This is a genomic window from Pseudactinotalea terrae, from assembly GCF_009733845.1.
GTDB lineage: Bacteria > Actinomycetota > Actinomycetes > Actinomycetales > Beutenbergiaceae > Pseudactinotalea > Pseudactinotalea terrae.
In genome coordinates this window covers 607,657-633,657 of record NZ_WNXZ01000001.1, presented here as the reverse complement: position 1 = coordinate 633,657, position 26,001 = coordinate 607,657, and the positions used below count along the sequence as shown (strand labels likewise).

Sequence of the window (26,001 nt, the reverse complement as noted above, 5' to 3'; positions counted from 1 at the left end):
CATACACTGCGATCGTGGCCGCCACCGTGACCGATCCCGTGCTTGGCACGATCGTCGACGGCCGATACGAGGTCATCTCTCGCATCGCACGCGGCGGGATGGCCACGGTGTACCTCGCCCAGGACCGGCGCCTGGACCGCAAGGTCGCCCTCAAGATGATGCATCCGCACCTGGCGGACGGCAGCGACGTCGTCGCCCGATTCCGGCGCGAGGCCAGGGCCGCGGCCCGGCTCTCGCACCCCGGCGTCGTCGGCGTGTACGACCAGGGCACCGAGGGCGAGACCTCGTACCTGACCATGGAGTACGTCGACGGCGTGACGCTGCGCCGGCGACTCGGCTCCCGCGGCGCGCTGTCGCTGGGCGAGTCCCTCGACATCATGGAGGCGGTCCTCGACGCGCTGGCGGCCGCGCACCGTGCCGGGCTCGTGCACCGCGACGTCAAGCCCGAGAACGTGCTGATCTCCCGCGAGGGCAAGGTCAAGGTCGCCGACTTCGGTCTCGCGCGTGCCGTCACCGAGGCGACCATGTCCTCGACCGGCGCCCTGCTGGGCACGGTCGCCTACCTGTCCCCCGAGATCGTCACGTCGGGAGCCGCTGATGCCCGCGCCGACGTCTACGCAGCGGGCGTCATGCTCTACGAGATGTTGACCGGCCACCAGCCGTTCGAGGGCGAGACGCCGATCCAGATCGCGTACAAGCACGTCCACGAGGTCGTGCCTCCGCCCTCCGACGAGGTCGCCTGGCTCCCGTTCGAGGTCGACGAGTACGTCGCCTCGCTCACCGCGCACGATCCCGACCACCGGCCCCGGTCGGCGGACGCGGCGCTCAGAGCACTGCGCACGATGCGGTCGCAGTTCGACGACAAGGTGCTCGCGCTGCGCGCGGCGATCGAGCCCGACGAGGTGAGCGAGCTCGCGCACGAGGCGACCGACGACGTCGAGCGCGAGGGCCACACCGCCGCCGTCCCCACCACGCCGCCCGGGGGCACCGTGGTGCTGCCGATCGGCGCCGTGCGCGAGACCGAGACCGCGCCGGTGCCCGACAACCGGCGCAGGCGCACCCGGCGTCGCCGCGCCATCGCCGTCGTCCTCATCATGCTGTTCGTGCTCGCCACCGCCGGCGCCGGCGTCTGGTGGTATCTCACGATCGGGCCGGGGGCCTACACGACGATGCCGGACGTCGTCGGTCGCGCCGAGGCGACCGCGCTGACCACGCTCGAGGACGCCGGCTTGGACCCCTCGACCTCGGCGGCCTACTCCGACACCGTCCCGCTCGGGCATGTCATCAGCAGCGACCCCTCCCCCGGCGACCGGGTGGAGAAGGGCGGCTCGGTGGAGCTGGTGGTCTCCCAGGGCGTGCTGCGGGTGACGATCCCGGAGGTCGCAGGCCAGGCCGAGGCGGAGGCGCAGCAGACGCTGGAGGACGCCGGGCTCGATGGCACGATCGATGTCGAGCGGGTGTGGCACCAGGAGGTCCCCGAAGGGACAGCGGTCGGGACCGAGCCAGCGGTCGGCAGCGTCGTGAACCACGGCGCCGCCGTCACCCTCCAGGTGTCCCAGGGCCGCGAGCCGATCACGGTTCCGGACGTCGTCGAGCTACCGGCAGACGAGGCCGAGCAACAGCTTCTCGACGCCGGTGCGGAGCCGCAGTTCGACGACGAGGTGTTCTCCGACACGATCCCCGAGGGTCACATCGTCAGCCAGGACGTCGTCGGTGACGCACTGCGGGGCGATCTCGTCACCCTGGTCACCTCGAAGGGGCCGGAGCTGTTCGAGGTGCCGAACGTCGTCGGCCAGCAGTACGAGGACGCCGAGGCGACCCTGACCGGGCTGGGCTTCGACGTCGACCGCGACAACATCCTCGGCGGCTACTTCGGCACCGTGCGCAGCCAGTCGGTCGAGGCCGGCTCTTGGCAGCCACGCGGAACGGTCATCGTTCTGACGGTGGTCTAGCCTTCGCGAACCGTTCCTCGCGCCACGCGTCGCCACGCGCGTGGTAACCACGGTCCTCCCAGAAGCCCCGGTCGGGGTTCTCAGGCAGCAGGTAGTTCCACCCGCGCAGCCACTTCGGGCCCTTCCACGTGTACAGGTGCGGGATCACCAGCCGCAGCGGCGCTCCGCGCTCGGGCGTGAGCGGTTCCCCGCCGAGGTGCGTGACCAGCAGCGCGTTGCTCGAGAGCAGGTCCGCCAGCGGCACGTTCGCGGCGTAGCCGAACTCCGCGAACACCAGGGCATCGGTGACGTCCTCGGCGGGCGGCGCCAGCTCGACGAGGTCTCGCGCACGGACCCCGCCCCAGGACACCCCCAGGGCGCTCCAGCGGGTGGCGCAGTGCATGTCGGCGACCTGTTGCACGGGCGGCAGCGCCGTCACCTGATCGAGGCCGAACACGTGCTCGTCGCCCGTCGCGGTGGCGCCACCGACCGTCACGGTCCAGCTCGACGGCTCCCGCTGGGGGATGCGGCCGTAGTGCATCACCGGCGGCTGCGCCACCCGATGCTGCCCCGGGGGCAGTTCCTGCCCGTGCGAGTCAGCGGGCGAGGTGGGCGGCTCGGGAGTCACGTCAAGCGTCCCTCAGCATCTCCGCGACCAGGAACGCCATCTCGAGCGACTGCTGATGGTTCAGCCGCGGGTCGACGAGCGTGGTGTACCGCCTCGTCAGCGCGATGTCGTCGATCTCCTCGCTGCCGCCCAGCACCTCGGTGACGTCGTCACCGGTGAGCTCGACGTGCAGACCGCCGGGGACGGTGCCGAGGCTGCGGTGCACCTCGAAGAAGCCGCGCACCTCGTCGATCACGTCGGTGAACCGGCGGGTCTTGTAGCCGTTCGCCGAGGTGATCCCGTTCCCGTGCATCGGGTCGCACACCCAGGTGACGGGCCGGCCGTCGGCTGACACGCCCTCGACGAGCGCCGGGAGCAGGTCACGGACCTTGCCCGCGCCCATGCGGGTGATGAACGTGAGACGGCCCGGTTCGCCGTCGGGATTGAGCGCATCGATCAGCGCAACGGCGTCCTTGACCGTGCTCGTGGGACCGAGCTTGACGCCGAGCGGGTTTCGCACGCGGGAGAAGAAGTCCACGTGCGCACCGTCGAGCTGACGGGTGCGCTCGCCGATCCACAGGAAGTGCGCGGAGCAGTCGTAGGGAAGCCCGGTGCGCGAGTCGATCCGCGTGAGGGGGCGCTCGTAGTCGAGCAGCAGACCCTCGTGCGAGGAGTAGAACTCCACGGTCTTGAGAGCGTCGAAGTCGGCGCCGGCGGCCTGCATGAAACGGATCGCGCGGTCGATCTCGCCCGCGAACGCGTCGTAGGCCGCGTAGGCGGGGTTGTCGAGGAAGCCCCGGTTCCACTCGTGCACCCGACGCAGATCGGCGAACCCACCCTGCGTGAACGCGCGGATCAGGTTGAGCGAGGTGGCCGAGCTCCGGTAGGCCGCGAGCAGCCGCTGCGGGTCCGGGATGCGCGCCTCGGGCGAGAACTCGTAGGAGTTGATGATGTCGCCGCGGTACGCCGGCAGCGTCACGCCGTCGCGGGTCTCGACGTCGGAGCTGCGTGGCTTCGCGAACTGGCCCGCCATCCGGCCCATCTTGATGATCGGCATGGAGGCGCCGTAGGTCAGCACGACCGCCATCTGCAGGATCGTCTTGATCTTGTCGCGGATGTTGTCGGCTGTGACCTCGGCGAAGTTCTCGGCGCAGTCCCCACCCTGCAGCAGGAACGCCTCACCCCGGGAGGCGGCCGCCAACCGCTCGCGCAGGTTGTCGGCCTCGCCCGCGAACACCAGCGGCGGCTGCGTGGACAGCTCGGCGGTCACGGCGGCCAGCGCCCCGGCGTCGGACCACTTCGGCTGCTGCAGCGCGGTCAGCTCACGCCACCGGTCGAGCCCTGCCTGGGCTGCGGCGTCGGTGACCTGATCGCTCTGCACACTCACCACGCCAGGATAGGGCGCTGCACCGACGTGCCCGAACACCGCCCGAGGGCCGGACAGCAGGGTGCCGTCCGGCCCTCGAGTCTCTGCCGGCGTCGGGGACGGCAGCCTCACCAGCCCTCAGTGAGGAGCAGGCTCCGCCGCGACCAGGGGCTGGCCGATGCCCTCGAGCAGCTCGCCGAACCACGGCGCGTTCACATCGAAGGCCTTGCCGCCGGCGATACGCGGGAACTCGATGGCGCGGAGCTCGTCGCCGTTCTCCTCGTCGTGGCCGATCACGCCCGAGACACCCGCCAGCGCGGTCTCGACGGCGAGATCCACCATCTGGCCGATCAGCTCGAGATCCGCGTCGTTGGCCCTGGCCGAGCGGGAGAAGTAGCCGCTCTTCTGCACCATCGTCTTCTCGGCGCCGATCAGCGAGGCGAACTGCTTCGCGAACCAGGCGCCCGGGTTGATCGTGTCGAGCTTGACGTGCCCGAAGGGATCGCGCTGCACCTCTTCCCCGGCCGCCTCGAGCTCGGCGACGATCTCCGGCACGCCTGCGCCCTCGGACAGGAAGATGTTGACGTTGCCGATCTCGTCCATGATCCCGCGCAGGCGTGCGGCCTCGCCCTGCATGTCGAGCTTGAGCTCGGGCAGGAAGACGGCGTGCACGTCCCAGCGCTCGCGCGTCAGGCCGAGGTTCGGGTTCCACTCCTGGGTGTCGAGCCAGGCGCGGTAGTCCCGAGCAGCAGCCGCGGTCAGCCAGCCGCAGTGCCGGCCCATGACCTCGTGCACGATCAGCATGCGCGGGTTGGAGCGGTGCTCGCCGATGATGTTCTGGGCGAAGATCGAGGCCTGCTCGGCGGCGGTCATCGCGCCGAGCGACTGCCGGATCGGGATGATGTCGTTGTCGATCGTCTTGGGCAGCCCGACCACCTCGAGGTGGTAGCCGTTGGACTCCAGGTAGGCGGCGAGATCGGCTGCCGTGGTGTTGGTGTCGTCACCGCCGATCGTGTGCAGCACGTCCACGCCGTCGGCGCGCAGCTGCTCGGCCGCGACCTGCAGCGGGTCCTGACCCTCCTGCACGAGGCCGCGCTCCACGAGGTTCTTCGCGTTGGTCAGCTTGACGCGGCTGTTGCCGATCGGGCTGCCGCCGAACCGGTCGAGGATCGCGGCGTTGGCGCGCGCCTCGTCGTCGATCGTGATCGAGGTCCCGGTCAGCAGGCCGTGATAGCCGTACTGGTAGGCGATGATCTCGGCCTCCGGGAGCACGGCGGAGTAGCGCGTCACGAGCTTGCCGACGGCGGCGGACAAGCACGGCGCGAAGCCGCCGGCGGTGAGAAGGGCGACCTTGCGGATCTGGCGTGCCTCGGACATCGGCGACTGTTTCCTCTCGTGGTGCTCCGGATGTTCTGCCACCGGCGTGCGGCGACTCTGGGGACAACACTAGAGCCGGGCTTAGGCTGGGTCACATGCCGCAGCCTCCGGAGCCCCTGCCGGGCGGAGCCGGGCGTGACGGGCCCACCCAGGAAGAGGTCGACCGCCGCTTCGCCGAGCTGATGAGCGGGCCGGACCTCGAGGACCTGAGGCTCGCTCGTGCGGAGGGCGACGAAGCGCCCGCACGCCCTGCGGTGCCGCCGCTGCCGGACGCCCACGAACCAGCGGACACGGTCGGCGGACCCCGCGACTACGCGGTCCCCGATGATCTCGACGAACCGTTCGAGCCGCCCGAGCCGGAGCCGCTCCAGAGCGCCGACCCGATCAGACTCCTCGCGTGGACGGGCGCGATCGCCGGGCCCGCACTGCTGCTGGTGCTCGTGCTGCTGTGGCCGAGCGCACCGGCCATCGTCTGGCTGACCCTGCTCGCGGCGACGCTGCTCGGCTGGGGCATCGCCTTCTGGCGCCTTCCGCGTTCGAGGGATGACGACGACGACGGCGCCGTCGTGTGAGTCTCCGGGCCAGTTGACCGATAGCCTGACCCCACCTCAGCACCCGCCCGTCCTTCCCGTTCTGCCACCGGAGCCAGCAATGGACACCTTCACCTCCCCCCAGCTCGTCACGACTCCGGACGAGCTGTCCATCGGCGACCTGCTCGCCGACCACGCCAACCGCACGCCCGAGAAGGTCCTCGTCGAGCGCCTGGTCGACGGAAGCTGGCGCCCGGTCACCGCGGCAGAGATGCACGCGACGGCGACCGCGATCGCCAAGGGCCTGATCGCCTCCGGTATCGAGGCCGGCGACCGCGTCGCGATCATGGCCCGCACACGACCGGAGTGGACGTTCCTCGACTTCGGCATCTGGTACGCCGGAGCCGTGCCGGTTCCGGTGTACGAGACCTCGTCCGCCTCCCAGACGGCGTGGATCCTCTCCGACTCCGGCGCTGTCGCGGCCGTCGCGGAGAACGGCGGCCACGTCGACGTGATCGAGAAGGCCCGCAAGAAGGCGCCCTCGCTCGAGCACGTCTGGCAGATCGACGACGGCGCGCTGGAGCAGCTCGCCGCCGCGGGTGTCGACGTCAGCGACGACGCGGTCCGTGAGCGCCGCGACGCGGTCCGGCTCGGCGACCTCGCCACCGTGATCTACACCTCCGGCACCACCGGCAAGCCCAAGGGTGCCGAGCTGAGCCACGGCAACTTCGTGGAGCTGACGCGCAACGCCGTCGAGGCCCTCGGCAGCCAGATCCTGCACGCGCACTCCCGCACGCTGCTGTTCATGCCGCTGGCGCACGTGTTCGCACGTTTCGTCGAGGTGCTCTGCGTCACCGCGGGTGTGCCGCAGGGGCACACACCGGACACCAAGACGCTGATGGCTGACATCGCGACGTTCCGCCCCACCTTCATCCTGTCGGTCCCGCGCGTGTTCGAGAAGGTCTACAACTCCTCGGAGGCCAAGGCCGCTGCCGGCGGGAAGATCAAGATCTTCCACTGGGCAGCCCGGGTCGCCCAGGCCTACTCGCGCTCGCTCGACACCGGCGGCCCGTCGTTCGGTCTCAAGCTCCAGCACAAGGTCGCCGACAAGCTCGTGCTGCACAAGATCCGCGACGCGCTCGGCGGGCAGGCCGACTTCGCGATCTCCGGTGGTGCCCCGCTCGGTGAGCGGCTGGGCCACTTCTTCCGTGGCGTCGGGCTGACCGTGCTCGAGGGCTACGGCCTGACCGAGACCACCGCTCCGCTCTCGGTCAGCCTGCCCGACAAGGCCAAGATCGGCACGGTCGGCCCGCCGCTGCCCGGAACCACGATCAAGATCGACGCCGACGGCGAGATCCTCGCCAAGGGCGTCGGCGTGTTCGCCGCCTATCGGGGCAACGAGCAGGCCACCGCGGAGGCCATCGAGGACGGCTGGTTCCACACCGGCGACATCGGTGAGCTCGACAGCGACGGCTACCTCAAGATCACCGGTCGCAAGAAGGAGCTGATCGTCACCGCCGCCGGCAAGAACGTGGTGCCGTCCCAGCTCGAGGACCGGCTGCGCTCGCACCCGCTGATCAGCCAGTGCCTGGTGGTCGGCGACCAGCGTCCGTTCGTGGCCGCGCTCATCACGCTCGACGGCGAGATGCTGCCGGCGTGGCTGTCGAACCACTCGCTGCCGGAGATGGGCGTGGACGAGGCCGCCAAGCACCCTGACGTGCTCGCCGCCCTGCAACGTGCTGTCGATCGGACCAACTCGAAGGTCTCCCGCGCCGAGTCGATCCGCAAGTTCGAGGTGCTGACCGACGACTTCACGATCGACAACGACTACCTGACGCCCTCCCTCAAGGTGAAGCGCGCCAAGGTGCTGGGCGACTACGCCAACCTCATCGACGACCTGTACGCCCGCGCCGCCGCCGACCGCAACGCGGAGAGCAGCTCCGCCTGACCTGCGCGCATCGATGTCGGACGTGTGTTCTAGCGTCCGACTCGATGCGACACGACCTTCAGGAACGCCCGCCCGGCGCCCGGATCCGGCTCGGTGACGAGCCGGGAACCGGGGGCCGGCCCGTCCAGCTCGCCCTCGACGCGATCGGGGTGCCGCTGCACGAGGTGACCTTCGTCGTCGTCGATCTCGAGACCACCGGAGGTTCGCCGGCGGGCAGCGAGATCACCGAGATCGGCGCGGTCAAGGTACGTGGCGGTGAGGTCCTCGGTGAGTTCGGCACGCTCGTCAACCCCGGCATGCCGATCCCGCCCACGATCACGGTGCTGACCGGCATCACCACCGCGATGGTGATCGCGGCGCCGCCGATCGAGGAGGTGCTGCCCGCGTTCCTGGAGTTCGCCCACGGCGCCGTGCTGGTGGCGCACAACGCGCCGTTCGACGTCGGGTTCCTCAAGGCCAACGCCGTGCGCATGGACATTGCCTGGCCGCGCCCCTGCGTCATCGACACGGTGCGTCTCGCGCGCCGCGTGGTGACACGCGACGAGGCGCCGAACCACAAGCTCGCGAGCCTGGCCCGGGTGTTCGGCTCGACCACCACACCGAACCACCGCGCGCTGCAGGATGCGCGCGCCACGGTGGATGTGCTGCACGGGCTGCTCGGCCGGATGGCCTCGCTCGGGGTCTCGCACCTCGAGGACCTCGCCACAGCCACCGACCCGGTCCCGCCCGCCCGCCGCCGCCGTGTCACGCTGGCCGATCACCTGCCGCACTCCCCCGGCGTCTACCAGTTCATCGGCCCCGGCTCCGAGATCCTCTACATCGGGACCGCCACCGATCTGCGCCGCCGGGTGCGGCAGTACTTCACCGCCTCCGAGAAGCGACGCAGGATCGGTGAGATGGTCGATCTCGCCACCGAGGTACGCGGCATCCCCTGTGCCAGCAGGTTGGAGGCTCAGGTTCGTGAGCTGAGGCTGATTGCCGCACACGACCCGCCCTACAACCGCCGGTCCAAGCGACCCGACCGGCTGCCGTGGGTGCGGCTGACCGACGAGCCGCACCCGAGGCTCTCCATCGTGCGCAAGGTGCCACTGGGCGCGATCGCGGTCGGCCCCTTCTCGAGCCGGAGCGCGGCACAGCTTGCCGTCGAGGCGATGCAGCAGGCGATCCCGCTGCGGCAGTGCACGCGCAGGTTGCCGATCGTCCCGCGCAGCGATGCTCAGGGCTGCATGCTCGCCGAGATCGGCCGGTGCAGCGCGCCGTGCGTCGACGCCGCGGCAGCAGCGGGCTACCCCGAGATCGTCGCGCAGGCCGAAGCAGCCATGACCGGGCGCACGGACGCGGTGGTGAGCACCGCCGTCGAGCACATGGACAGGCTGATGGCCGAGGAACGCTACGAGGAGGCCGCCGGCTGTCGAGACCGCGCCGAGGCGTTCTCGCGCACGCTGGGGCGGGCACTGCGCCTGTCCGAGGTCCAGGGTGCCCGTCAGATCGTCGCCGCGCGGGCAGCGGGCGGCGGGTGGGAGATCGTGCTGGTGCGCCACGGCCGCTTCGCCGGCACCGCGATCAGCCCCCGGGGCGTCGACCCGATGGCGATCGTCGACCAGCTGCTCGCCACCGGGGAGGTCGTGGCGGCGCCCGAACGTCCCGGGGGTGCTGCGAGCACGGAGGAGTCAGAGTTGCTCGCGGGCTGGCTGGGGAGCAGCGGCGCCCGGCTGATCGAGTTCGACCACCCCGCGGCAGCGGGCTGGTCCGTCCCGGTCACGGCGGCGCCGCACAGCCTCCCCGACCGTGTGCGCACGCACCGGCTTCAGGCAGCCGGGTAGATGTCGTCGGCGCCTTCGGGCAGCAACGTGAATCCCCAGCCGGGCGCCATGGCGAGATAGGGCTGGATCCGGGGGTGGCGCTGCTGAGCTGCCTGCAGCGTGAGCACCTCGAACCCGATCGTCTGCGCGACCTTCTCCAGATCGGGCGGGCCGGTGAAGAAGACCCAGCCGCAGTCGCCCCGTTCGGGAACGGGCTCGAACCGTGCGCCGTAGAGCGGCACCGACTCGGGCGTGACATTCTTCGAGACCAGCACGTTGGCGAACGGGATCGGGGGATGTGCCGGCACGCCGGTGCGCTCCACGACCCGCGCCTGGCTGCCGCGGATCCGGGGAGGACCGAGGGGATCCACCGGGGTGAGCGGGTCGACCAGCGGGTGCTGAGGATCGTTCTCCCATGCTGCGAGGAACTCATGCAGCCCGGCCAGATCGGGAATCGGGTCGCCCGTGGCGATGACGTGGGTGAGCGGGATCTGCACGCGGTCGTGCGGGAGCAGCCGCGTGTGGGTCGCGAAGGGGTGGTTGTCCATGACGCACGCGAGAGTCTCGCTGTCGCCGGCCACCACGATCGCCCACATGCGCTCGGTGATCGCCACCAGCACCGGGCGGCCCTGCTCGTCGTACGGATCGCGCCGGTCGCGTACGGGATCGGCGATCGTCACGGTCCGGAAGGCTGCGCGCACGAGGCTCCCGGGTCGGAGGGCGGCGAGGTCGGCAGGCGTGGGCAGCGTGAAGGTGTCCGGGTGCTGCGCAGCGATCGGACGTGGGTCGACGAGGTCCCAGCCACCACGGCGCAGCAGCGCCTCGATCTCGGTCATGTGTCCCCCTCTGGAACCGGTCGATCCCGACATCCTGCCGGTTCGCCGAGGCGCTCGTCCAACCGCCCACGCTCGTGCATGATGAGGGTGAGGACTACGAGGAGGACCGGATGATCACTGCGATCGTGCTGATCGATGTCGAGGCGTCGCGCATCCCCGAGGTGGCGCAGGAGGCCGCCGAGATCGAGGGCGTCAGCGAGGTGTACTCGGTGACCGGCAACGTGGATCTGATCGCGCTGGTCCGGGTGCCCGAGCACCACCAGCTCGCGGGCGTGATCGCAGACAAGCTCAGCAAGGTGGAGGGCGTGGTGCGCACGCAGACCTACCTCGCCTTCCAGTCCTACTCCCAGCACGACCTCGAGGCCGCGTTCGCCCTCGGGCTGGGCGACTGAGCGCATGACTCCGATCTCCTGGATCGAGCTCGACGGCGTCGTCAACCTCCGCGACGTCGGTGGCATCCCCACCACCGATGGCGGCAGCATCCGCCCGGGCAGGTTGCTCCGGTCGGACAACCTCCAGGACCTGACGCAGCAGGATATCGATGAGCTCCGCCGTCGGGGGCTCACCGACGTCGTCGATCTGCGCAGTGACACCGAGGTGAGCTCCACCGGGCCCGGCCCGCTCGCACGGGAGCCGTGGGTGCGCATCCATCACCACTCGTTCTTCGACGAGCGAGACCTCGACGGCGACGGCATCCCCGAGCGGTCGGCGCCCGGACCAGGACCGGAGCCGGTCGAGACCGAGGAGTCCGCCGAGGCGCTCGGGCAGGCGTTGCCCTGGGTCGGGCTGGAGCCCACGACGGAGCACGAGAACCCGGCGACGGCCCACTACCTGTCGTACCTGAGCGACCGGCCGGACTCGGTGGTGGCAGGTCTGCGAGCGATCGCCGAGGCCGAGGGTGCCGCGCTCGTGCACTGCGCAGCCGGCAAGGACCGCACGGGCACGCTGGTGGCGCTGGCGCTCCTGCTGGCCGGCGCGGAACCGGCCGCGGTCATCGACGACTACGCCGCCAGCGGCCAACGCGTGGAGCGGATCCTCGAGCGACTGGTGTCGACACCCACCTACGCCGCGGTGCTCGCGGGGCAGCCGCCCGAGTGGCACATGACCCACCCCGAGACCATGGCCGATCTCATCGAGCACGTGCAGCCCGGTGGCGACCAGGCACGGCTGCGGCAGGTGCTCGGGGCCTGGGGCTGGACCGAGGAGGACACGGCGAGGCTGCGAGCCCGACTGCGGGACTGACGTCTCTCGCGGGTCAGGCGCTGGAAGCCGTGACCCAGCGCTGCAACGTGTCGGCAGCGGCTCCCGAGTCCACGGACTCGGCGGCGATCTGCAGGCCTGCGCGGAGCCGCTCGACCAGACTGCCCGTGGCCACACCCGGCCGCCGGCCGTCGGCCACGATCGCGGCTGCCGCGTTGAGCAGCACGGTCTCCCGCACCGGTCCGGGCACGCCTGCGAGCACGTCACGGAGCGCCTGGGCGTTCACGGCGGCGTCGCCCCCGCGCAGGTCGTCGAGCGTGGCTGAGCCGAGGCCGAGGTCGGCGACGAAGTCGATGGTCTGCTCCACGACCTCCCCCCCGGTGGCGTCGGTCACCTCCCAGATGCGACCCGGGGCGGTGGGTGCGAGCTCGTCGAGACCGTCGTCGTTCCGGAACACGAGGGTGCTGCGGCCACGCTCCGCGAACACGCCGGCGACCAGGGGCGCCATGTGCGGGTTCCCGACGCCGATCGCGCCGGCGCGGGGCTGCGCCGGGTTGGTCAGCGGTCCGAGCACGTTGAAGGCGGTGGGCACCTTGAGCTCACCACGGACCGGGCCCGCGTGGCGCATGGCCGGGTGGTAGCTCGCGGCGAACAGGAAGGTGATCCCGACCTCGCGCGCGATCTCCGCGGAGCGTGCCGGAGGCAGGTCGAGCCGGACTCCGAGGGCCTCGAGCACGTCGGCTGCGCCGCTGGCCGAGGAAGCGGCCCGGTTGCCGTGCTTGACCACGGTCAGTCCGGCACCCGCGACGACGATCGCCGCCGTCGTGGAGATGTTGACCGAGCGATGCCGGTCTCCCCCGGTACCGACGATGTCCACCGAGTCACCCGGGACCTCGATCGGCACCGAGTGGGCGAGCATCGAGTCGGCAAGCCCGCGCAGCTCCGCGACGGTCTCGCCCTTGGTGCCGAGCGCCATCAGGAAGCCGGAGAGGATCACCGGGCTGGTGGCGCCCGACATCACCTGGTCCATGGCCCAGGCGGTCTCCTCGTGGCTGAGGTCCTGGCGCTGCAGCAGGCGGGCAAGCAGATCAGGCCAGCTGACGTCGGCATCGGTCGACGTCACCGACACGGGTCAGTCCTCCTCGCGCAGCTGCGCCGCCACGGTCTCCTGGAGCTCGACGGGGTCGAAGGGCGCCGCCACGACAGCGTCTGCCTCCGACCAGGAGGCCAGCCACGCATCCTGCTGCCGCGCGATCAGCAGCATCACCGGCGGGCACTCGTAGATCGAGGTCTTGAGCGTGCGGCACATCCCGATGCCCCCGACCTTCGGTGTCTCGCCGTCGAGAACGAGCAGATCGAACTTCGCACGCTTGACGGTGTCGATCACGGCCTGGGGCGAGGCGACCTCGACCCAGTCGATCAACGGGGTGTCGATCGACGCACGACGCCCGACCAACGTGCGGATCTCAGCGCGGGTGGCGCGGTCGTCGCTGTAGAGCAGCACGGTGGCCCGCTGCTCCGGCGCCTTCGCGGCGCTCGCCTCGACCACGTCGTGTGCTACGGCCATTCTCGATCCCTCATCACGTGCTGGTTGCGATCCTCGACATGCGCATCTGGCACACGCACATCCCACCCACAGCCTAGTGCCGGGTCAGGACCGGCGGCTCCGATGCGTGGAGCGGCCCTGCACGCCCCCAGAGGGGCAATCGACGTGACGGGTCGGGAGATCGCGTCACCTCGTCAGCGTGAATCTCCGACGCGCCCCTACGGAGTTGCTCCAGGTGACCCGAGGAGCTCTCGGACCGGCCATAATGGGCACGTGTCGTCGACCTCTCCTGCGCTGCGTCCGCTTGTGACGGTGCACCGCCCTGACCTGACCAAGGTGGGCGTCATCGTCTGGCTCTCGAGCGAGCTGATGTTCTTCGCCGGCCTGTTCGCCATCTACTTCACGCACCGGTCAGTCGCCGGTCCCGAGGTGTGGGCGGAGAGCTCCGGACTGCTGAACATCCCGTTCTCGCTCGGCAACACGATCATCCTGGTCTCGTCATCCGTGACGTGTCAGCTGGGCGTTCGAGCCGCCGAGCACTTCCGACCGGTTCGCAGCGGGTCGCTGCTGAATCTCGGCGGCTGGGGCATGAAGGAGTGGTTCACCCTCACCTACATCCTCGGCTCGATCTTCATCGCCGGCCAGGTCTTCGAGTACGCCGAGCTCGCGCACGAGGGCCTCACCTTCACCAACTCGACCTACGGCGCGGTGTTCTACCTCGCGACCGGGTTCCACGGACTGCACGTGCTGGGTGGCCTCATCGCGTTCCTGTTCGTGCTGGTGCGCACGTTCTCGGCGTACAAGTTCGGCCACCGAGAGGCGACCCACGCGGTCGTCGTCTCGTACTACTGGCACTTCGTCGACGCTGTCTGGCTCCTGCTGTTCGGCGTCATCTACTTCCTGAGGTGAGCGGCGTGAGCGAGAAGCAGGACAGCGAACGCCCGGTCACCCGGGTTCGGCGATCGAGAGGAGAGGCACGCGTGAGTGCACGTGGCCGCGGGCGTCGCAGCCGGTTCGCCCCGATGCTGCTGCTGGCCTTCGCGCTGGTGCTCGTCGGCGGGATCTACACCGCCGTGGCGCCCAACGCGGCGCAGGCCGACACGCAGACCACCGGTGACGCGGCGCACGGTGAGAAGCTCTTCATCACCAACTGCGCCACCTGCCACGGCACCGGTGCGGTCGGGAGCGATCTCGCGCCGTCACTGATCGGCGTCGGCGCAGCGTCGGTGCACTTCCAGGTGACCACCGGCCGGATGCCGATGCAGGCCAGCGGTGCCCAGGCACCGGCCAAGCCTCCGCAGTTCGACGAGTCCGAGGCACTCGACCTAGCCGCCTACGTCGCCACGCTCGGTCCCGGCCCGGAGATCCCCACCGAGGATCAGGTGGATCCGGCCCAGGGCAGCCCCGCGAACGGCATGCTGCTGTTCCGCACCAACTGCGCGATGTGCCACAACGCCGTCGGCGCCGGTGGCGCACTGACCGAGGGCAAGTACGCGCCCTCCCTGATGGAGTCCACCCCGACGGTCATCTACGAGGCGATGCTGACCGGTCCGCAGTCCATGCCCGGGTTCAACGACGCGACGCTCACACCCGACGAGAAGCGCGACGTGATCGCGTTCCTCATGGAGCAGCGGGGCACGCAGCCTGGCGGGTTCGCGCTCGGTTCCATCGGCCCGGTCTCCGAGGGGATCTGGGTGTTCATCGTCGGGCTCGGCTCGCTGATCGGCATCGCCGTCTGGGTCGGATCGAGGTCCTCATGAGCAGTCACGAGCAGCAGCCATCCACCGAGGTCGCCAGGTCCGGCACGGACGGGCGGCTCCCCGAACGGTTCGAGAACCCGGGTCTGGCGCCGCACCGGCACCGTCTCGCCGACTCCGACCCGAAGGTCTCCAAGCGCTCCGAGCGCCAGGTGGTCGTGATCTTCCTGATCTCGGTCCTGGCCAGCATCGCCGGGGTCGTCGGCTACTTCGTGATCCCGCTCGACGAGCCCAGCATCCTCGACGTCCGGCTCTCGACACTGGTCATCGGCGCCGGCCTCGGCCTCGGCATGCTGGGTATCGGCGTGGCCGCGGTCCAGTGGGCGCGAGCACTGATGGACGACGCCGAGAAGGTGGAGGACCGGCACCCGATGTCGGCCGGCCCGTCCGTGCAGCAGCAGGCCTTCGAGATGCTCCGCGACGGCGGCAGCGAGGCGAACATCGCTCGCCGTCCGGTCCTCAAGGGCGCCGTCGGGGGCGCTCTCGCGCTGGCACCGCTGGCGTTCCTGGTCCCGCTGATCGGCAACCTCGGCGCCGACTGGGACATCAGCAAGTTCGCCCGCACCGCGTGGCGACCCGTGCGCGGCGGTGACCCCGAGCGCTACTACCAGGGTCAGTACCGCTACCTCGCGGTCGACCCCCAGGACCGCCGTATCAAGGCGTCCGAGATCACGAACAACAACATCGTGCACGTGATCCCCCACGGTCTCCCCGAGGAGGAGCACTATCTCGAGGAGAAGGCCAAGGCCGTCGTGCTTCTGGTCCGTGTCGACCCAGGCCTGCTCAAGGAGTCGGCCGAGCGAGCGGACTGGTCCTACGAGGGCATCGTCGCCTACTCCAAGATCTGCACCCACGTCGGGTGCCCGGTGGCACTGTACGAGCAGCAGACGCACCACCTGCTGTGCCCGTGCCACCAGTCCACCTTCGACATCACCGATGCCGCGAAGGTGGTGTTCGGACCGGCGAAGCGGGCGCTCCCCCAGCTCCCGATCGCGGTCGACGAAGAGGGTTACCTGTACGCCAAGGCGGACTTCGACGAGCCCGTCGGCCCGAGCTATTGGCAGCGTGAGCGATGACTGACACGACCACATCCGCAGCGATCACCGAGCCGATCGTCCCCAAGCCCGTCTCCGGGACTGTCGACTACCTCGACCAACGTGTCGGCGCGGCCTCGATGATCAAGGGGCTGTCCCGCAAGCTGTTCCCCGACCACTGGTCCTTCCTGCTGGGCGAGATCGCGCTGTACAGCTTCATCGTGCTGCTGCTCTCGGGCTTCTTCCTCACGATGTTCTTCGTGCCCTCGATGACCGAGGTGCACTATCCGGAGGATGCGCTGCCGGTCACGATGCAGGGCGTGGAGATGTCGGAGGCCTTTGCCTCGACGCTCAACATGTCGTTCCACGTGCGCGGCGGCCTGCTGATGCGGCAGATCCACCACTGGGCAGCGCTGATGTTCGTGGGCTCGATGGTGGTCCACATGCTGCGCATCTTCTTCACGGGTGCGTTCCGCAAGCCCCGCGAGCTGAACTACCTCGTCGGCTTCTCCATGCTGATCCTCAGCCTGCTCGCTGGTCTGACCGGCTACTCGCTGCCCGACGACGTGCTCTCGGGCAACGGCCTGCGGATCACCGACGGTGTGGTCAAGTCGCTTCCGATCATCGGCTCCTACATGTCCTACATGGTCTTCGGAGGCGAGTTCCCCGGCACCGACGTGATCCCACGGATGTTCACGCTGCACATCCTGCTGATCCCCGCGCTGATCCTCGGTCTCGTCGCCCTGCACCTGTTCCTCGTGTTCTGGCAGAAGCACACCCAGTACCCCGGACCTGGTCGGACCGACAAGAACGTGGTCGGCTACCCGCTCTTCCCCGTGTACATGGCGAAGGCCGGCGGCTTCTTCTTCATCGTCTTCGGTGTGCTGGCGCTCATGGGTGCCTTCATGAGCATCAACTCGGTGTGGAACTACGGCCCGTTCGACCCGGCGCTGGTCTCGGCCGGCGCTCAGCCCGACTGGTACATGCTCTTCCTCGAGGGATCGCTGCGCCTGATGCCGGGTCAGCCGGAGTTCGTGATCCTCGGCTGGACGCTCTCCCTGAACGTCCTGATCCCGGCGGTCGTGATACCGGGCCTGCTGTTCACGTTCCTGGGCGCATACCCGTTCATCGAGGCGGCGGTCACCAAGGACACAGGCGAGCACCACGTGCTGGACCGGCCACGCAACGCGGCCACGCGCACCTCGCTCGGCGCCGCGTTCCTCAGCGTCTTCATCGTGCTGCTGGTCGCCGGTGCGAACGACCTGGTGGCGACGCATTTCGGGCTGTCGCTGAACGCGATCACCTGGGTGCTGCGGGTGCTGTTCTTCGTGCTCCCGGTGGTGGTGTTCGTCATCACCAAGCGGATCTGTCTGGCCCTGCAGCGCAAGGACCGGGAGGTCGTGCTGCACGGCCACGAGACCGGCACCGTCCGCAGGACCGCCGACGGCCGGTTCTACGAGGTGCACCAGCCGCTCGACGAGTTCGAGCGCTGGGTCAGGGTCGGCCACCACGTGTACCGCCCGTTGCAGCTCGCTCCGGCAGAGGACGCGAACGGCGTCCGCCGCCCTGGTGGCCGCCTCGACGGGATCCGCACCACGCTCTCCCGCTTCTTCTACGAGGATCGCGTCGAGCCGGTCACGCCCGCCGAGCTTGCGACCGCGCACAGCCACGGCGAGCACGACCAGCTCCCCGCCGGCGAATCGTCTCGCGTCGGCGAGCTGACCAGCACCAGCGGAACATCACACTGACCCACCTGGTTATGGTGGAAGAGAGGTTCGCCTGGACCGCCAGGTGGGCCGCCGATTTCTGACGTGGAGGAACAGATGCCGCAGTACACCCTGCCCGAACTGCCCTACGACTACGCAGCGCTCGAGCCGCACATCAGCGGCAAGATCATGCAGCTGCACCACGACAAGCACCACCAGACCTACGTGGACGGCGCGAACACTGCGCTGGAGAAGCTCGAGGCCGCTCGCGAGTCCGGCGACAACGCTGCGATCAACCTGCTCGAGAAGAACCTGGCGTTCAACCTCGGCGGCCACATCAACCACACCGTCTTCTGGAACAACCTCTCCCCCGAAGGCGGTGGCGAGCCTGAGGGCGAGCTGGCTGCCGCGATCGCCGAGTTCTTCGGCGACTTCGCCAAGTTCCAGGCGCAGTTCTCCGCGAACGCGACCTCGATCCAGGGCTCAGGTTGGTCGGTGCTCGGATGGGACAGCGTGGGCCAGCGTCTCAACCTCTTCCAGCTCTTCGACCAGCAGGGCAACGTGCCTGTCGGCATCACCCCGGTGCTCATGCTCGACATGTGGGAGCACGCCTTCTACCTCGACTACCTCAACGTCAAGGCCGACTACGTCAAGGCGTTCTGGAACATCGCGAACTGGCAGGATGTCGCGGCGCGGTTCGAGCGCGCACGCACCCAGACGCAGGGTCTGATCTGATCCGGTCCTGAACCGCACGACGGCGGCCCCTCACCTCGAAGGTGAGGGGCCGCCCTCATGCACCCGACCGCCGGGTCGAGGGGCGGGTGTCAGTGAGCGTGCGGTCCGCGGTTGTACTCGAGGACCTGGCCGGCCACGCCGATGACACCGATCACCACACCGACCCCCAGGATCCACCACTGGTGCACCGCCGGGCCGAGGAAGATCAGCGCGACCGCGACCCCGCAGACGAGCGGCCACCAGCTCCACGGCGAGAAGTGGCCGTACTCCCCTGCCGCCTCGTGCTGCTCGGCCCAGGGGTCGTCCTCGGGCCGCACGTCGATCTCACGGCTGAGCTTGAACAGGTAGCCCCCGGACAGCGCACACAGCCCCACCAGCAGGACGAGTGCAGTGGTACCGATCGGCTCGACCTCGCCGAAGTACAGATAGGACCAGACGCCGTACAGCGCCGCGGCGATCACGAAGAACACCGCGAGGAGGATGAGGAACTTCCACTCCGGTGCGAGCGGCTTGACCGTGTGCCGGTTCTGCTGCGACATCCTCAGTCCTCGCTCGTCTTCTCGTCGCGGGAGCCCACGGCCACCCCGATGGTGGTGTTCTCAGGTTCCTCCTCGTCGAGCGCAGCCACCTCGGGGTGGTGCAGGTCGAACGCGGGGCGCTCGGACCTGATGCGCGGGAGGCGGTCGAAGTTGTGGCGCGGGGGCGGGCACGACGTGGCCCACTCCAGCGAGTTCGCGTACCCCCACGGGTCGTCGAGCGTGACCGCCGGAGAGTGCCGCCACGTGCGGTACACGTTCCATAGGAACGGGAGCGTCGAGGCGGCCAGCACGAACGCCGACACGGTCGAGATCTGGTTGAGGATCACGAAGTCGGGCTCGGGCAGGTACACCGGGATCCGGCGCTGCATGCCGAGCACACCGAGCCAGTGCTGCACCAGGAACGTGCCGTGGAAGCCGAAGAAAAGCAGCCAGAAGTGGATCTTCCCCAGGCGCTCGTTGAGCATCCGCCCGGTGAACTTGGGCCACCAGAAGTAGAAGCCGGCGAACATCGCGAACACCACGGTGCCGAACACCACGTAGTGGAAGTGCGCGACCACGAAGTAGCTGTCGTGCACATGGAAGTCCAGAGCCGGGCTCGCCAGGATGACGCCGGTGAGGCCACCGAAGACGAACGTCACGAGAAAGCCCACCGACCAGAGCATCGGCGTCTCGAACGTGATCTTGCCGCGCCACATCGTGCCGACCCAGTTGAAGAACTTCACACCTGTCGGCACCGCGATCAGCATCGTCATGACGGCGAAGAACGGCAGCAGCACCGCACCGGTGGCGTACATGTGGTGCGCCCACACCGTGACCGACAGCGCGGCGATAGCGATCGTAGCGAACACCAGTCCCTTGTACCCGAAGAGCGGCTTGCGGGAGAAGACCGGGAAGATCTCGCTGACGATGCCGAAGAACGGCAGCGCGATGATGTAGACCTCGGGGTGGCCGAAGAACCAGAACAGGTGCTGCCAGAGCATGGCACCACCGTTCTCGGGCGCGAGTATCTGGGTGCCGAGGATGCGGTCGGAACCGAGCGCGAACAGCGCCGAGGCGAGCACCGGGAACGCGATCAGCGCCAGCACCGAGGTGATCATGATGTTCCACGTGAAGATCGGCATCCGGAACATCGTCATGCCGGGTGCGCGCATGCAGACGATCGTGGTGATGAAGTTGACCGAGCCGAAGATGGTGCCGAAGCCCGTCATCGCCAGGCCCATGACCCAGAGGTTGCCGCCCAGTCCCGGGGTGTAGGTGGTGTCCGAGAGCGGGATGTACGCGGTCCAGCCGAAGCTCGCGGCGCCCTGGGGGGTGAGGAAGCCGGCGCAGGCGATGATGCCGCCGAACAGGAACAGCCAGTAGGCGAACATGTTCAGGCGCGGGAACGCCACATCGGGCGCGCCGATCTGCAGCGGGACGATGATGTTGCCGAACCCGACGAACAGCGGCGTCGCGAACAGCAGCAGCATGATCGTGCCGTGCATCGTGAAGAACTGGTTGAACTGCTCGGCGCTACGGACGATCTGGATCGCCGGGTCGAACAGCTCGGCACGGATGGCCAGCGCCAGCAGCCCGCCGATGCAGAAGAACGCGAACGACGTGATCAGGTACAGGTACCCGATGGTCTTGTGATCGGTCGAGGTGATCCACTTGACCACCGTGCGACCCAGGGTCTGCCGCTTGGCGCCCAGACCGGGAACGGTCTCGGTGTCGTTGTCGCCGAGCGTGTACTCGGCGGTGCCGCTAGCCATCAGTGCTCCTCCTCCTCACCGAAGGTCGGAGCCTCGGGAACGGTGTCACGGTTGAAATCATCGCCGAGCTGACCGGTCTGACCGGCGGCCGCCAGATCAGCCATGTGCTGCTCGAACTCCTCCTGGCTGACGACCTCGACGTTGAACAGCATGTAGCCGTGGTACTCGCCGCACAGCTCGGCGCAACGGCCGTAGTACGAGCCCTCGACCTGGGGCGTCACCTGGAAGGAGTTGACGCGACCGGGCATCGTGTCGAGCTTGTAGAGGAAGGCGGGGATCCAGAACGAGTGGACCACGTCGCGCGAGTGCAGCGTGAACTCCACGGTCTGACGCACGGGCAGCACCAGCGTGGGCACGCCGTCCTGCGACCAGTAGTCCGCCAGGCCCTCCTCGGAGTCGGACGAGATGTTGTTCAGATCGGCCTGGTCACCGGTGTCCCAGACGTCGTAGTCCAGGTAGTTGAAGTCCCAGCTCCACTGCCGGCCGTAGACCTCGATCTGGACGTCGGTCTCCTCGGGATCGACCTCGGTGATCGAGTCCTGGGTCTTGACCGTGTAGAAGAACAGCACACCGACCATCAGGATCGGCACGAAGGTGTACAGCAGCTCGAGCGGCAGGTGGTAGCGCAGCTGCACCGGAAGCTGGTTGTCGTCCTTGCGCTTGCGGTAGACGATCACGCACCAGATGATCAGCCCCCACACCAGCACGCCGACGGCGAGAGCCGCCGTCCAGGCACCGGTCCAGAGCTCGACGATGCCGTCGGTCTGGTCGGTGGTGCCCTCGCCCGTGGGCATCCACCCACGCTGCGTGGCCGGCGAGCACGAGCTGATGAACGCAACCGCTCCTGCGGTCACGGCAGCAACCACTCCGGGACGCAGCCGCCGGGCTGCAGAACGCGTAGGCGATGACACTGTGCGCGGGCCTTCCGACGGGCATTTCATGACGACTTGCAATGGTGTGTCTGCACCTTCGGCAGGCAGGCAACCATCAGCCCAACACTATCGCGCGGGGACACCCTCGAGGCACATCGACGCCCCGAGCAAACGCGCGTCAGGCGGCGCCGAGAACGTCCGCCACGACGGCGATCGCGGGCGAGTCACCCGAGGCCGGCGCGACCAGCACCACCCGGGAACCGACGGGGACGCCGTCGAGCAGGTCGAAGATCGTGCCCTGTCCCATCATCGAGACGAGCGGGCCGGCCGTCGGGCTCACGACACCCTCGGCGCTGACGTCGGCCCACGAGGTCTCCGTGCTGCTGCCGTCCCAGAAGGTGACCGTGTAGTTGACGGCGACGCTCTGGCCCATCGCGACGGGCTCACCGGTGCCCTCGGCCAGCCGGTACACGTCCGGCTCAGCGGGGTCCGTCGCATCGGCATCGACCGCGATCGTGGCGGGCGACCCGAGGTCGCCCTCGACCGTCACCGGCAGATCGGGCGTCTCGAGCGCTGCGGCGTCGGCCTGGCCGGCGTCGTCGGCGTTGTAGGTCGCGACCACGTCGACGACGAAGACGATCGTGTCCTCGGCGCCGATGCCCGCATCAGGGTTACCGCCCGAGGGGCCGTAGCCGAGGTCGGGCGGGACCGAGATCAGCAGTCGCGATCCCTCGGTCGCACCGGGGATCCCGGTGGCCCAGCCATCGATCACCCGGTTCAGCGAGAACATCGAAGGCGTGCCCCGGCTGAACGAGCTGTCGAACTCGGTGTCGTTGCCCCAGACGTGCCCGGCATAGTTGGCGAGCACCGCGGCGCCGGCTCCGACCTCGCGGCCGTCACCCTCGCTCAGCACCTCGACCTGCAGGCCCTCTGGCGCGCAGGTCTCGGGCCAGGTGAACGTCGGCGCGTCGCCGACATCTCCGGACGCCTCGGGAAGTGCGTCGCCGGGAGCGCAGTCGGCGGCGCCGTCGGTAGACGCCGACGAGCTCTCGGTGGCGCTGGGGTCGAGGCTCGACTCACCGGTCGGGCCGCCGCCGGCGTTCTCGGTGCCGCACGCCGCGAGGCTCACCAGGGCAGCAAGAAGCGCCGCCGTGACGAGTCCGCCACGGCGCGCGCGGGCGCCGCTCAGTGGAACGAGTCGCCGCAGGCGCAGGACCCACCGGCATTGGGGTTGTCGATGGTGAATCCCTGCTGGGAGATCGTGTCGGCGTAGTCGATCGTGGCGCCGGCGAGGTAGGGAACGCTCATCTTGTCGACGACGAGCTCGACACCTTCGAACTCGCGGACCGCGTCACCGTCGAGGTCGCGGTCGTCGAACACGAGCTGGTAGATCAGGCCGGAACAGCCGCCGGGCTGCACGCCGAGGCGCAGCCGCAGGTCGTCGCGGCCTTCTTGCTCGAGCAGCGCCTTCACCTTGGCAGCGGCCACATCGGTCAGGGCGACCTCGTGGGTGGGAGCGGGTGCCTGGGTCTCCGTCATGGTGTTCCTCCTGATGCGCATCCGGCGCTGATGGACCGGCTGTCCATGCCAACACCGCCGATCTGGGCTGTGTTCCTTCGGACCAGCGTACGTCAGCGTGACCAGGTTCTCGCGACCCTGCTCGCGCGCTGGGACAGCGCGCTGCGCAGATCGCTCGACGGCGTCGTCCTCCCCGGGGCGGACGGATCCTCCAACGGATAGATCGCCTCGAGCCCGGTGCCTGAGAGCTCACGGCGACTCACCATGACCGTGGGAGCGACCGCGACGGCGGGGATCAGCGCGGCGAGCGCGACCCTGCCCACTGCCCCGGGAACGCCGTCGTCGAGCGCTCCGCCGTCCAGCGCGGTGGCGGCGGTCAGCACGAGATCCGCGTGCTCCACCGCCTCGGCGAGGCCGGTCTCGACAGCCACGACCGCGGCGCCCGGGAGCACGCGCGCACCGGCCGCCGCGAGTGCGAAGGCGACACCACCGCCCGCACCGGCGTGCGGCCGCCGGGAGCCCCGCACCTGGTCCGCGCTCTCCTGCGCCAGCAAGGAGGGCCGCCTCGGGACAGCCTGCTCGATGCGAGCGACGATCCCGGCGAGCGCCAGCTCTCGCGCCTGCGCGGCGGCCGCGTCGATCCCGGGGCGGGCGGCGAGCGCCGCACCGGCGCCGCTGAGGCCGACCAGCGGTTCCCGCGCGGCCGCAGCCACCAGCACCTCGACACCGCGCAGCACCTCGACGGCCGCTCGCACCACCTCGCCCACCGGCGTGTCACCGGCGGCGCCTGCCACGGCGCGCAGCGCGCCGACGCCGGCGTCATGCGTACCGACCCTCCCGACGCCGAGCACCACGCGACGCACCCCGGCACGCACGGCAGCGAGGACGACGTCTCCGACGCCGTCGCTGCTGCCCTCGGCAGCGAGTCGCGCGGCGTCATCAGCCTGGGGGTCACCGAGCAACGGAGCGGTCTCGATGTAGGCGGTCTCCCCCACCCGCAGCCACTCGGTCGGGAGCTGGGCACCCCACGGGTCGCGCGCCAGCGCGGCCTCCCGCTCACCGCCCAGCACAGCGGTGAGGGCCTCCAGGAACCCCGCTCCGCCGTCGGACATGGGATGCACGACGATCGAGTCCGCCGGGCGGCTCGAGGTCCACCCCCGAGCCAGGTGGGCAGCGACGTCGACGGCGCTCATCGCCGGATCGGGTCCAGCAGGTCCGCCGTCGATCCGGTCGGGAGCCATCAGCACGCGCACGCGGCGAGTGTGCCAGGTTCGCACGGTTAGGCTCAGGCACGTGTTCGGACGCAAGAAGAACGACGAAGAGGCACCGGTGGCCTTCAAGCCCATGCCTGTCGCCGAGGAGACGCCCAGCGTGGGCAAGGGGCGGCCCACCCCGAAGCGCCGTGAGGCCGAGGCCGCGAACAAGCGGCCACTGATCTCCGGCAACCCCAAGGCCGACAGGGCGAAGGCGCGCCAGGCCCAGGCCAAGCAGCGCGCGCTCATGGACCAGGCGATGCAGACGGGCGACGAGCGCTACCTGCCCGCTCAGCACAAGGGGCCCGCCCGGCGGTTCGCCCGCGACTGGGTCGACTCCCGGTGGACGCTGGGCGAGTTCTTCCTCCCGGTCGCGCTGCTGGTGGTCGTGACGATGTTTGGCGGCAGCATGGTCGGCCTGCCCCCGCAGGTCATCATCACCGCCGTGCTGGCGCTCTACGCGGTCGTGCTGGTCGCGGTGATCGAGGCGATCATCCTGGCGATTCTCGTGCACCGGCGGGCGGTCGCGACGTTCGGCAAGGCCCAGGTGCGCGGGATCCGGCTCTACACCGCCATGCGCTCGATGCAGATGCGCCGCATGCGCCTGCCCAAGCCCCAGGTCAAGCGCGGCGAACGCCCCCGCTGACCCGACCCACCCGACCTCACGAGGAGACCCCATGCGTTACCGCCACCTGGGCCGTTCCGGGCTCAAGATCACCGAGATCACCTACGGCAACTGGCTCACGCACGGCTCGCAGGTCGAGGCCGACGTCGCCGACGCATGCGTGCGCGCCGCCCTCGACGGCGGCATCACCACGTTCGACACCGCCGACACCTACGCCAACACCAAGGCGGAGACCGTGCTCGGGCAGGCACTCGCCGGTGAGCGCCGCGAGAGTGTCGAGATCTTCACCAAGGTCTACTTCCCGACAGGCCCCATGGGCGCGAACGACACCGGGCTGTCCCGCAAGCACATCATGGAGTCGATCAACGGATCGCTCACGCGGCTCGGGACCGACTACGTCGACCTGTACCAGGCACACCGCTACGACTACGCCACGCCTCTCGAGGAGACGATGCAGGCGTTCGCCGACGTCGTGCGCGCGGGCAAGGCGCTCTATATCGGTGTCAGCGAGTGGACGGCGCCGCAGCTGCGCGAGGGGGCGGCGCTGGCGAAGGAGCTGGGCTTCCAGCTGATCTCCTCGCAGCCCCAGTACTCGATGCTGTGGCGGGTCATCGAGGACGAGGTGGTGCCGACCTCCGCCGAGCTGGGGATCTCGCAGATCGTCTGGTCCCCCATCGCGCAGGGCGTGCTCACCGGCAAGTACCTGCCCGGACAGACGCCGCCCGAGGGCTCACGCGCCACCGACACCTCCGGCGGGCAGCAGATGATCTCCTCGTGGATGCGCGACGAGGTGCTCGAGCGGGTGCAGCAGCTTCGCCCGATCGCCGACGAGCTCGGCCTCACCATGGCTCAGCTCGCCGTGGCCTGGGTGCTCCAGAACGACAACGTGGCCGCCGCGCTGGTGGGCGCGTCCCGCCCGGAGCAGGTCGCCGACAACATCAAGGCTTCCGGCGTGACGCTGGAGGCCGACGTGCTCTCCCGCATCGACGACGCCCTCGGTGACGTCGTGGTCCGCGACCCCCGCAAGACCGACGACGTCTCCCCCAAACAGCGCCTCACCTGACCGGC

25 protein-coding genes are annotated in these 26,001 nt (G+C 69.5%); 13 read left to right on the top strand and 12 right to left on the bottom strand.

What is annotated here, in order from left to right; all coding sequences use genetic code 11:
* The first annotated feature begins 14 nt into the window (after window positions 1-14).
* The gene (gene pknB, locus GPA03_RS02865) at window positions 15-1,952 is read left to right on the top strand and encodes a Stk1 family PASTA domain-containing Ser/Thr kinase (RefSeq protein WP_156250474.1); all 1,938 of its coding nucleotides are present in this window, start codon (window positions 15-17) and stop codon (window positions 1,950-1,952) included.
* On the opposite strand, the gene GPA03_RS02860 is transcribed toward pknB, so the two are convergent.
* From GPA03_RS02860 to GPA03_RS02850, 3 genes are all read right to left on the bottom strand, one after another.
* On the bottom strand, window positions 1,930-2,559 hold the full coding sequence (locus tag GPA03_RS02860) for a molybdopterin-dependent oxidoreductase (protein ID WP_241681056.1): 630 nt from the start codon (window positions 2,557-2,559) through the stop codon (window positions 1,930-1,932). The genes pknB and GPA03_RS02860 overlap by 23 nt on opposite strands.
* 1 nt (window position 2,560) lies before the next feature.
* Entirely contained in the window at window positions 2,561-3,925 is a 1,365-nt protein-coding gene (locus tag GPA03_RS02855) for a class II 3-deoxy-7-phosphoheptulonate synthase (RefSeq protein WP_241681055.1), read from the bottom strand.
* A gap of 117 nt (window positions 3,926-4,042) precedes the next feature.
* A complete protein-coding gene (locus GPA03_RS02850) occupies window positions 4,043-5,281 on the bottom strand; it encodes a pyrophosphate--fructose-6-phosphate 1-phosphotransferase (protein WP_156250473.1) in 1,239 nt (412 codons plus the stop codon).
* Between the two features lie 95 nt (window positions 5,282-5,376).
* On the opposite strand from GPA03_RS02850, the gene GPA03_RS02845 reads away from it, so the two are divergent.
* The 3 genes from GPA03_RS02845 to GPA03_RS02835 all read left to right on the top strand — a co-directional run bounded on the left by GPA03_RS02845 (window position 5,377) and on the right by GPA03_RS02835 (window position 9,582).
* Window positions 5,377-5,853, top strand: a complete 477-nt coding sequence (locus tag GPA03_RS02845) for a hypothetical protein (protein WP_156250472.1) — start codon at window positions 5,377-5,379, stop codon at window positions 5,851-5,853.
* A 79-nt stretch (window positions 5,854-5,932) separates the two neighbouring features.
* A complete protein-coding gene (locus GPA03_RS02840; protein WP_156250471.1) occupies window positions 5,933-7,759 on the top strand; it encodes an AMP-dependent synthetase/ligase in 1,827 nt (608 codons plus the stop codon).
* Between the two features lie 44 nt (window positions 7,760-7,803).
* A complete protein-coding gene (locus GPA03_RS02835; RefSeq protein ID WP_156250470.1) occupies window positions 7,804-9,582 on the top strand; it encodes a DEDD exonuclease domain-containing protein in 1,779 nt (592 codons plus the stop codon).
* Here the strand turns inward: GPA03_RS02835 and GPA03_RS02830 are convergent.
* Entirely contained in the window at window positions 9,567-10,397 is an 831-nt protein-coding gene (locus GPA03_RS02830) for an immunity protein Imm33 domain-containing protein (protein ID WP_156250469.1), read from the bottom strand. The two genes, GPA03_RS02835 and GPA03_RS02830, sit on opposite strands and share 16 nt — an antisense overlap.
* A 110-nt stretch (window positions 10,398-10,507) precedes the next feature.
* Here GPA03_RS02830 and GPA03_RS02825 point away from each other — a divergent pair, with 110 nt between their 5' ends.
* Window positions 10,508-10,789: an Lrp/AsnC family transcriptional regulator gene (locus GPA03_RS02825; protein ID WP_156250468.1), complete on the top strand. Its 282-nt coding sequence runs from the start codon at window positions 10,508-10,510 to the stop codon at window positions 10,787-10,789.
* 4 nt (window positions 10,790-10,793) lie between these two features.
* The gene (locus GPA03_RS02820; protein WP_156250467.1) at window positions 10,794-11,639 is read left to right on the top strand and encodes a tyrosine-protein phosphatase; all 846 of its coding nucleotides are present in this window, start codon (window positions 10,794-10,796) and stop codon (window positions 11,637-11,639) included.
* A 13-nt stretch (window positions 11,640-11,652) separates the two neighbouring features.
* On the opposite strand, the gene trpD is transcribed toward GPA03_RS02820, so the two are convergent.
* Together trpD and GPA03_RS02810 are read right to left on the bottom strand one after the other, a co-directional pair.
* Window positions 11,653-12,726 (bottom strand): anthranilate phosphoribosyltransferase, encoded by a 1,074-nt coding sequence (gene trpD, locus GPA03_RS02815; protein ID WP_241681054.1) that lies wholly within the window; start codon window positions 12,724-12,726, stop codon window positions 11,653-11,655.
* 3 nt (window positions 12,727-12,729) lie between these two features.
* Window positions 12,730-13,164, bottom strand: a complete 435-nt coding sequence (locus tag GPA03_RS02810; protein WP_156250466.1) for a response regulator — start codon at window positions 13,162-13,164, stop codon at window positions 12,730-12,732.
* Window positions 13,165-13,416: 252 nt separating this feature from the next.
* Between GPA03_RS02810 and ctaE the strand changes: the two genes are divergently transcribed.
* The 5 genes from ctaE to GPA03_RS02785 all read left to right on the top strand — a co-directional run bounded on the left by ctaE (window position 13,417) and on the right by GPA03_RS02785 (window position 18,375).
* On the top strand, window positions 13,417-14,052 hold the full coding sequence (gene ctaE, locus GPA03_RS02805; RefSeq protein WP_241681053.1) for an aa3-type cytochrome oxidase subunit III: 636 nt from the start codon (window positions 13,417-13,419) through the stop codon (window positions 14,050-14,052).
* A 71-nt stretch (window positions 14,053-14,123) separates the two neighbouring features.
* Window positions 14,124-14,903, top strand: a complete 780-nt coding sequence (gene qcrC, locus GPA03_RS02800; protein WP_421958392.1) for a cytochrome bc1 complex diheme cytochrome c subunit — start codon at window positions 14,124-14,126, stop codon at window positions 14,901-14,903.
* The gene (gene qcrA, locus GPA03_RS02795; RefSeq protein ID WP_156250464.1) at window positions 14,900-15,976 is read left to right on the top strand and encodes a cytochrome bc1 complex Rieske iron-sulfur subunit; all 1,077 of its coding nucleotides are present in this window, start codon (window positions 14,900-14,902) and stop codon (window positions 15,974-15,976) included. Before qcrC ends, qcrA begins: the two co-directional genes overlap by 4 nt.
* The gene (gene qcrB / locus GPA03_RS02790) at window positions 15,973-17,682 is read left to right on the top strand and encodes a cytochrome bc1 complex cytochrome b subunit (protein ID WP_156250463.1); all 1,710 of its coding nucleotides are present in this window, start codon (window positions 15,973-15,975) and stop codon (window positions 17,680-17,682) included. Before qcrA ends, qcrB begins: the two co-directional genes overlap by 4 nt.
* A 75-nt stretch (window positions 17,683-17,757) precedes the next feature.
* Window positions 17,758-18,375 (top strand): superoxide dismutase, encoded by a 618-nt coding sequence (locus GPA03_RS02785; protein WP_156250462.1) that lies wholly within the window; start codon window positions 17,758-17,760, stop codon window positions 18,373-18,375.
* Between the two features lie 89 nt (window positions 18,376-18,464).
* Here the strand turns inward: GPA03_RS02785 and GPA03_RS02780 are convergent, their stop codons facing one another.
* From GPA03_RS02780 to GPA03_RS02755, 6 genes are all read right to left on the bottom strand, one after another.
* Window positions 18,465-18,914: a cytochrome c oxidase subunit 4 gene (locus GPA03_RS02780; RefSeq protein ID WP_156250461.1), complete on the bottom strand. Its 450-nt coding sequence runs from the start codon at window positions 18,912-18,914 to the stop codon at window positions 18,465-18,467.
* 2 nt (window positions 18,915-18,916) lie between these two features.
* The gene (gene ctaD / locus GPA03_RS02775) at window positions 18,917-20,665 is read right to left on the bottom strand and encodes an aa3-type cytochrome oxidase subunit I (RefSeq protein WP_156250460.1); all 1,749 of its coding nucleotides are present in this window, start codon (window positions 20,663-20,665) and stop codon (window positions 18,917-18,919) included.
* Window positions 20,665-21,606, bottom strand: coding sequence for an aa3-type cytochrome oxidase subunit II (gene ctaC, locus GPA03_RS02770; protein ID WP_156250459.1), 942 nt, complete (start codon window positions 21,604-21,606; stop codon window positions 20,665-20,667). The genes ctaD and ctaC overlap by 1 nt, the downstream gene beginning before the upstream one ends.
* Before the next feature lie 109 nt (window positions 21,607-21,715).
* Window positions 21,716-22,666, bottom strand: a complete 951-nt coding sequence (locus GPA03_RS02765) for an FKBP-type peptidyl-prolyl cis-trans isomerase (RefSeq protein ID WP_162458236.1) — start codon at window positions 22,664-22,666, stop codon at window positions 21,716-21,718.
* Between the two features lie 56 nt (window positions 22,667-22,722).
* Window positions 22,723-23,076 carry a HesB/IscA family protein gene (locus GPA03_RS02760; RefSeq protein ID WP_156250457.1) on the bottom strand — a complete coding sequence of 118 codons (354 nt, stop codon included), beginning with the start codon at window positions 23,074-23,076 and terminating at the stop codon, window positions 22,723-22,725.
* A gap of 92 nt (window positions 23,077-23,168) precedes the next feature.
* On the bottom strand, window positions 23,169-24,308 hold the full coding sequence (locus GPA03_RS02755) for a glycerate kinase (RefSeq protein ID WP_162458235.1): 1,140 nt from the start codon (window positions 24,306-24,308) through the stop codon (window positions 23,169-23,171).
* Window positions 24,309-24,348: 40 nt separating this feature from the next.
* Here GPA03_RS02755 and GPA03_RS02750 point away from each other — a divergent pair, with 40 nt between their 5' ends.
* A complete protein-coding gene (locus GPA03_RS02750) occupies window positions 24,349-24,954 on the top strand; it encodes a DUF3043 domain-containing protein (RefSeq protein ID WP_162458234.1) in 606 nt (201 codons plus the stop codon).
* A gap of 31 nt (window positions 24,955-24,985) precedes the next feature.
* A complete protein-coding gene (locus GPA03_RS02745) occupies window positions 24,986-25,996 on the top strand; it encodes an aldo/keto reductase family protein (RefSeq protein WP_156250454.1) in 1,011 nt (336 codons plus the stop codon).
* The last annotated feature ends 5 nt before the right edge of the window (window positions 25,997-26,001 follow it).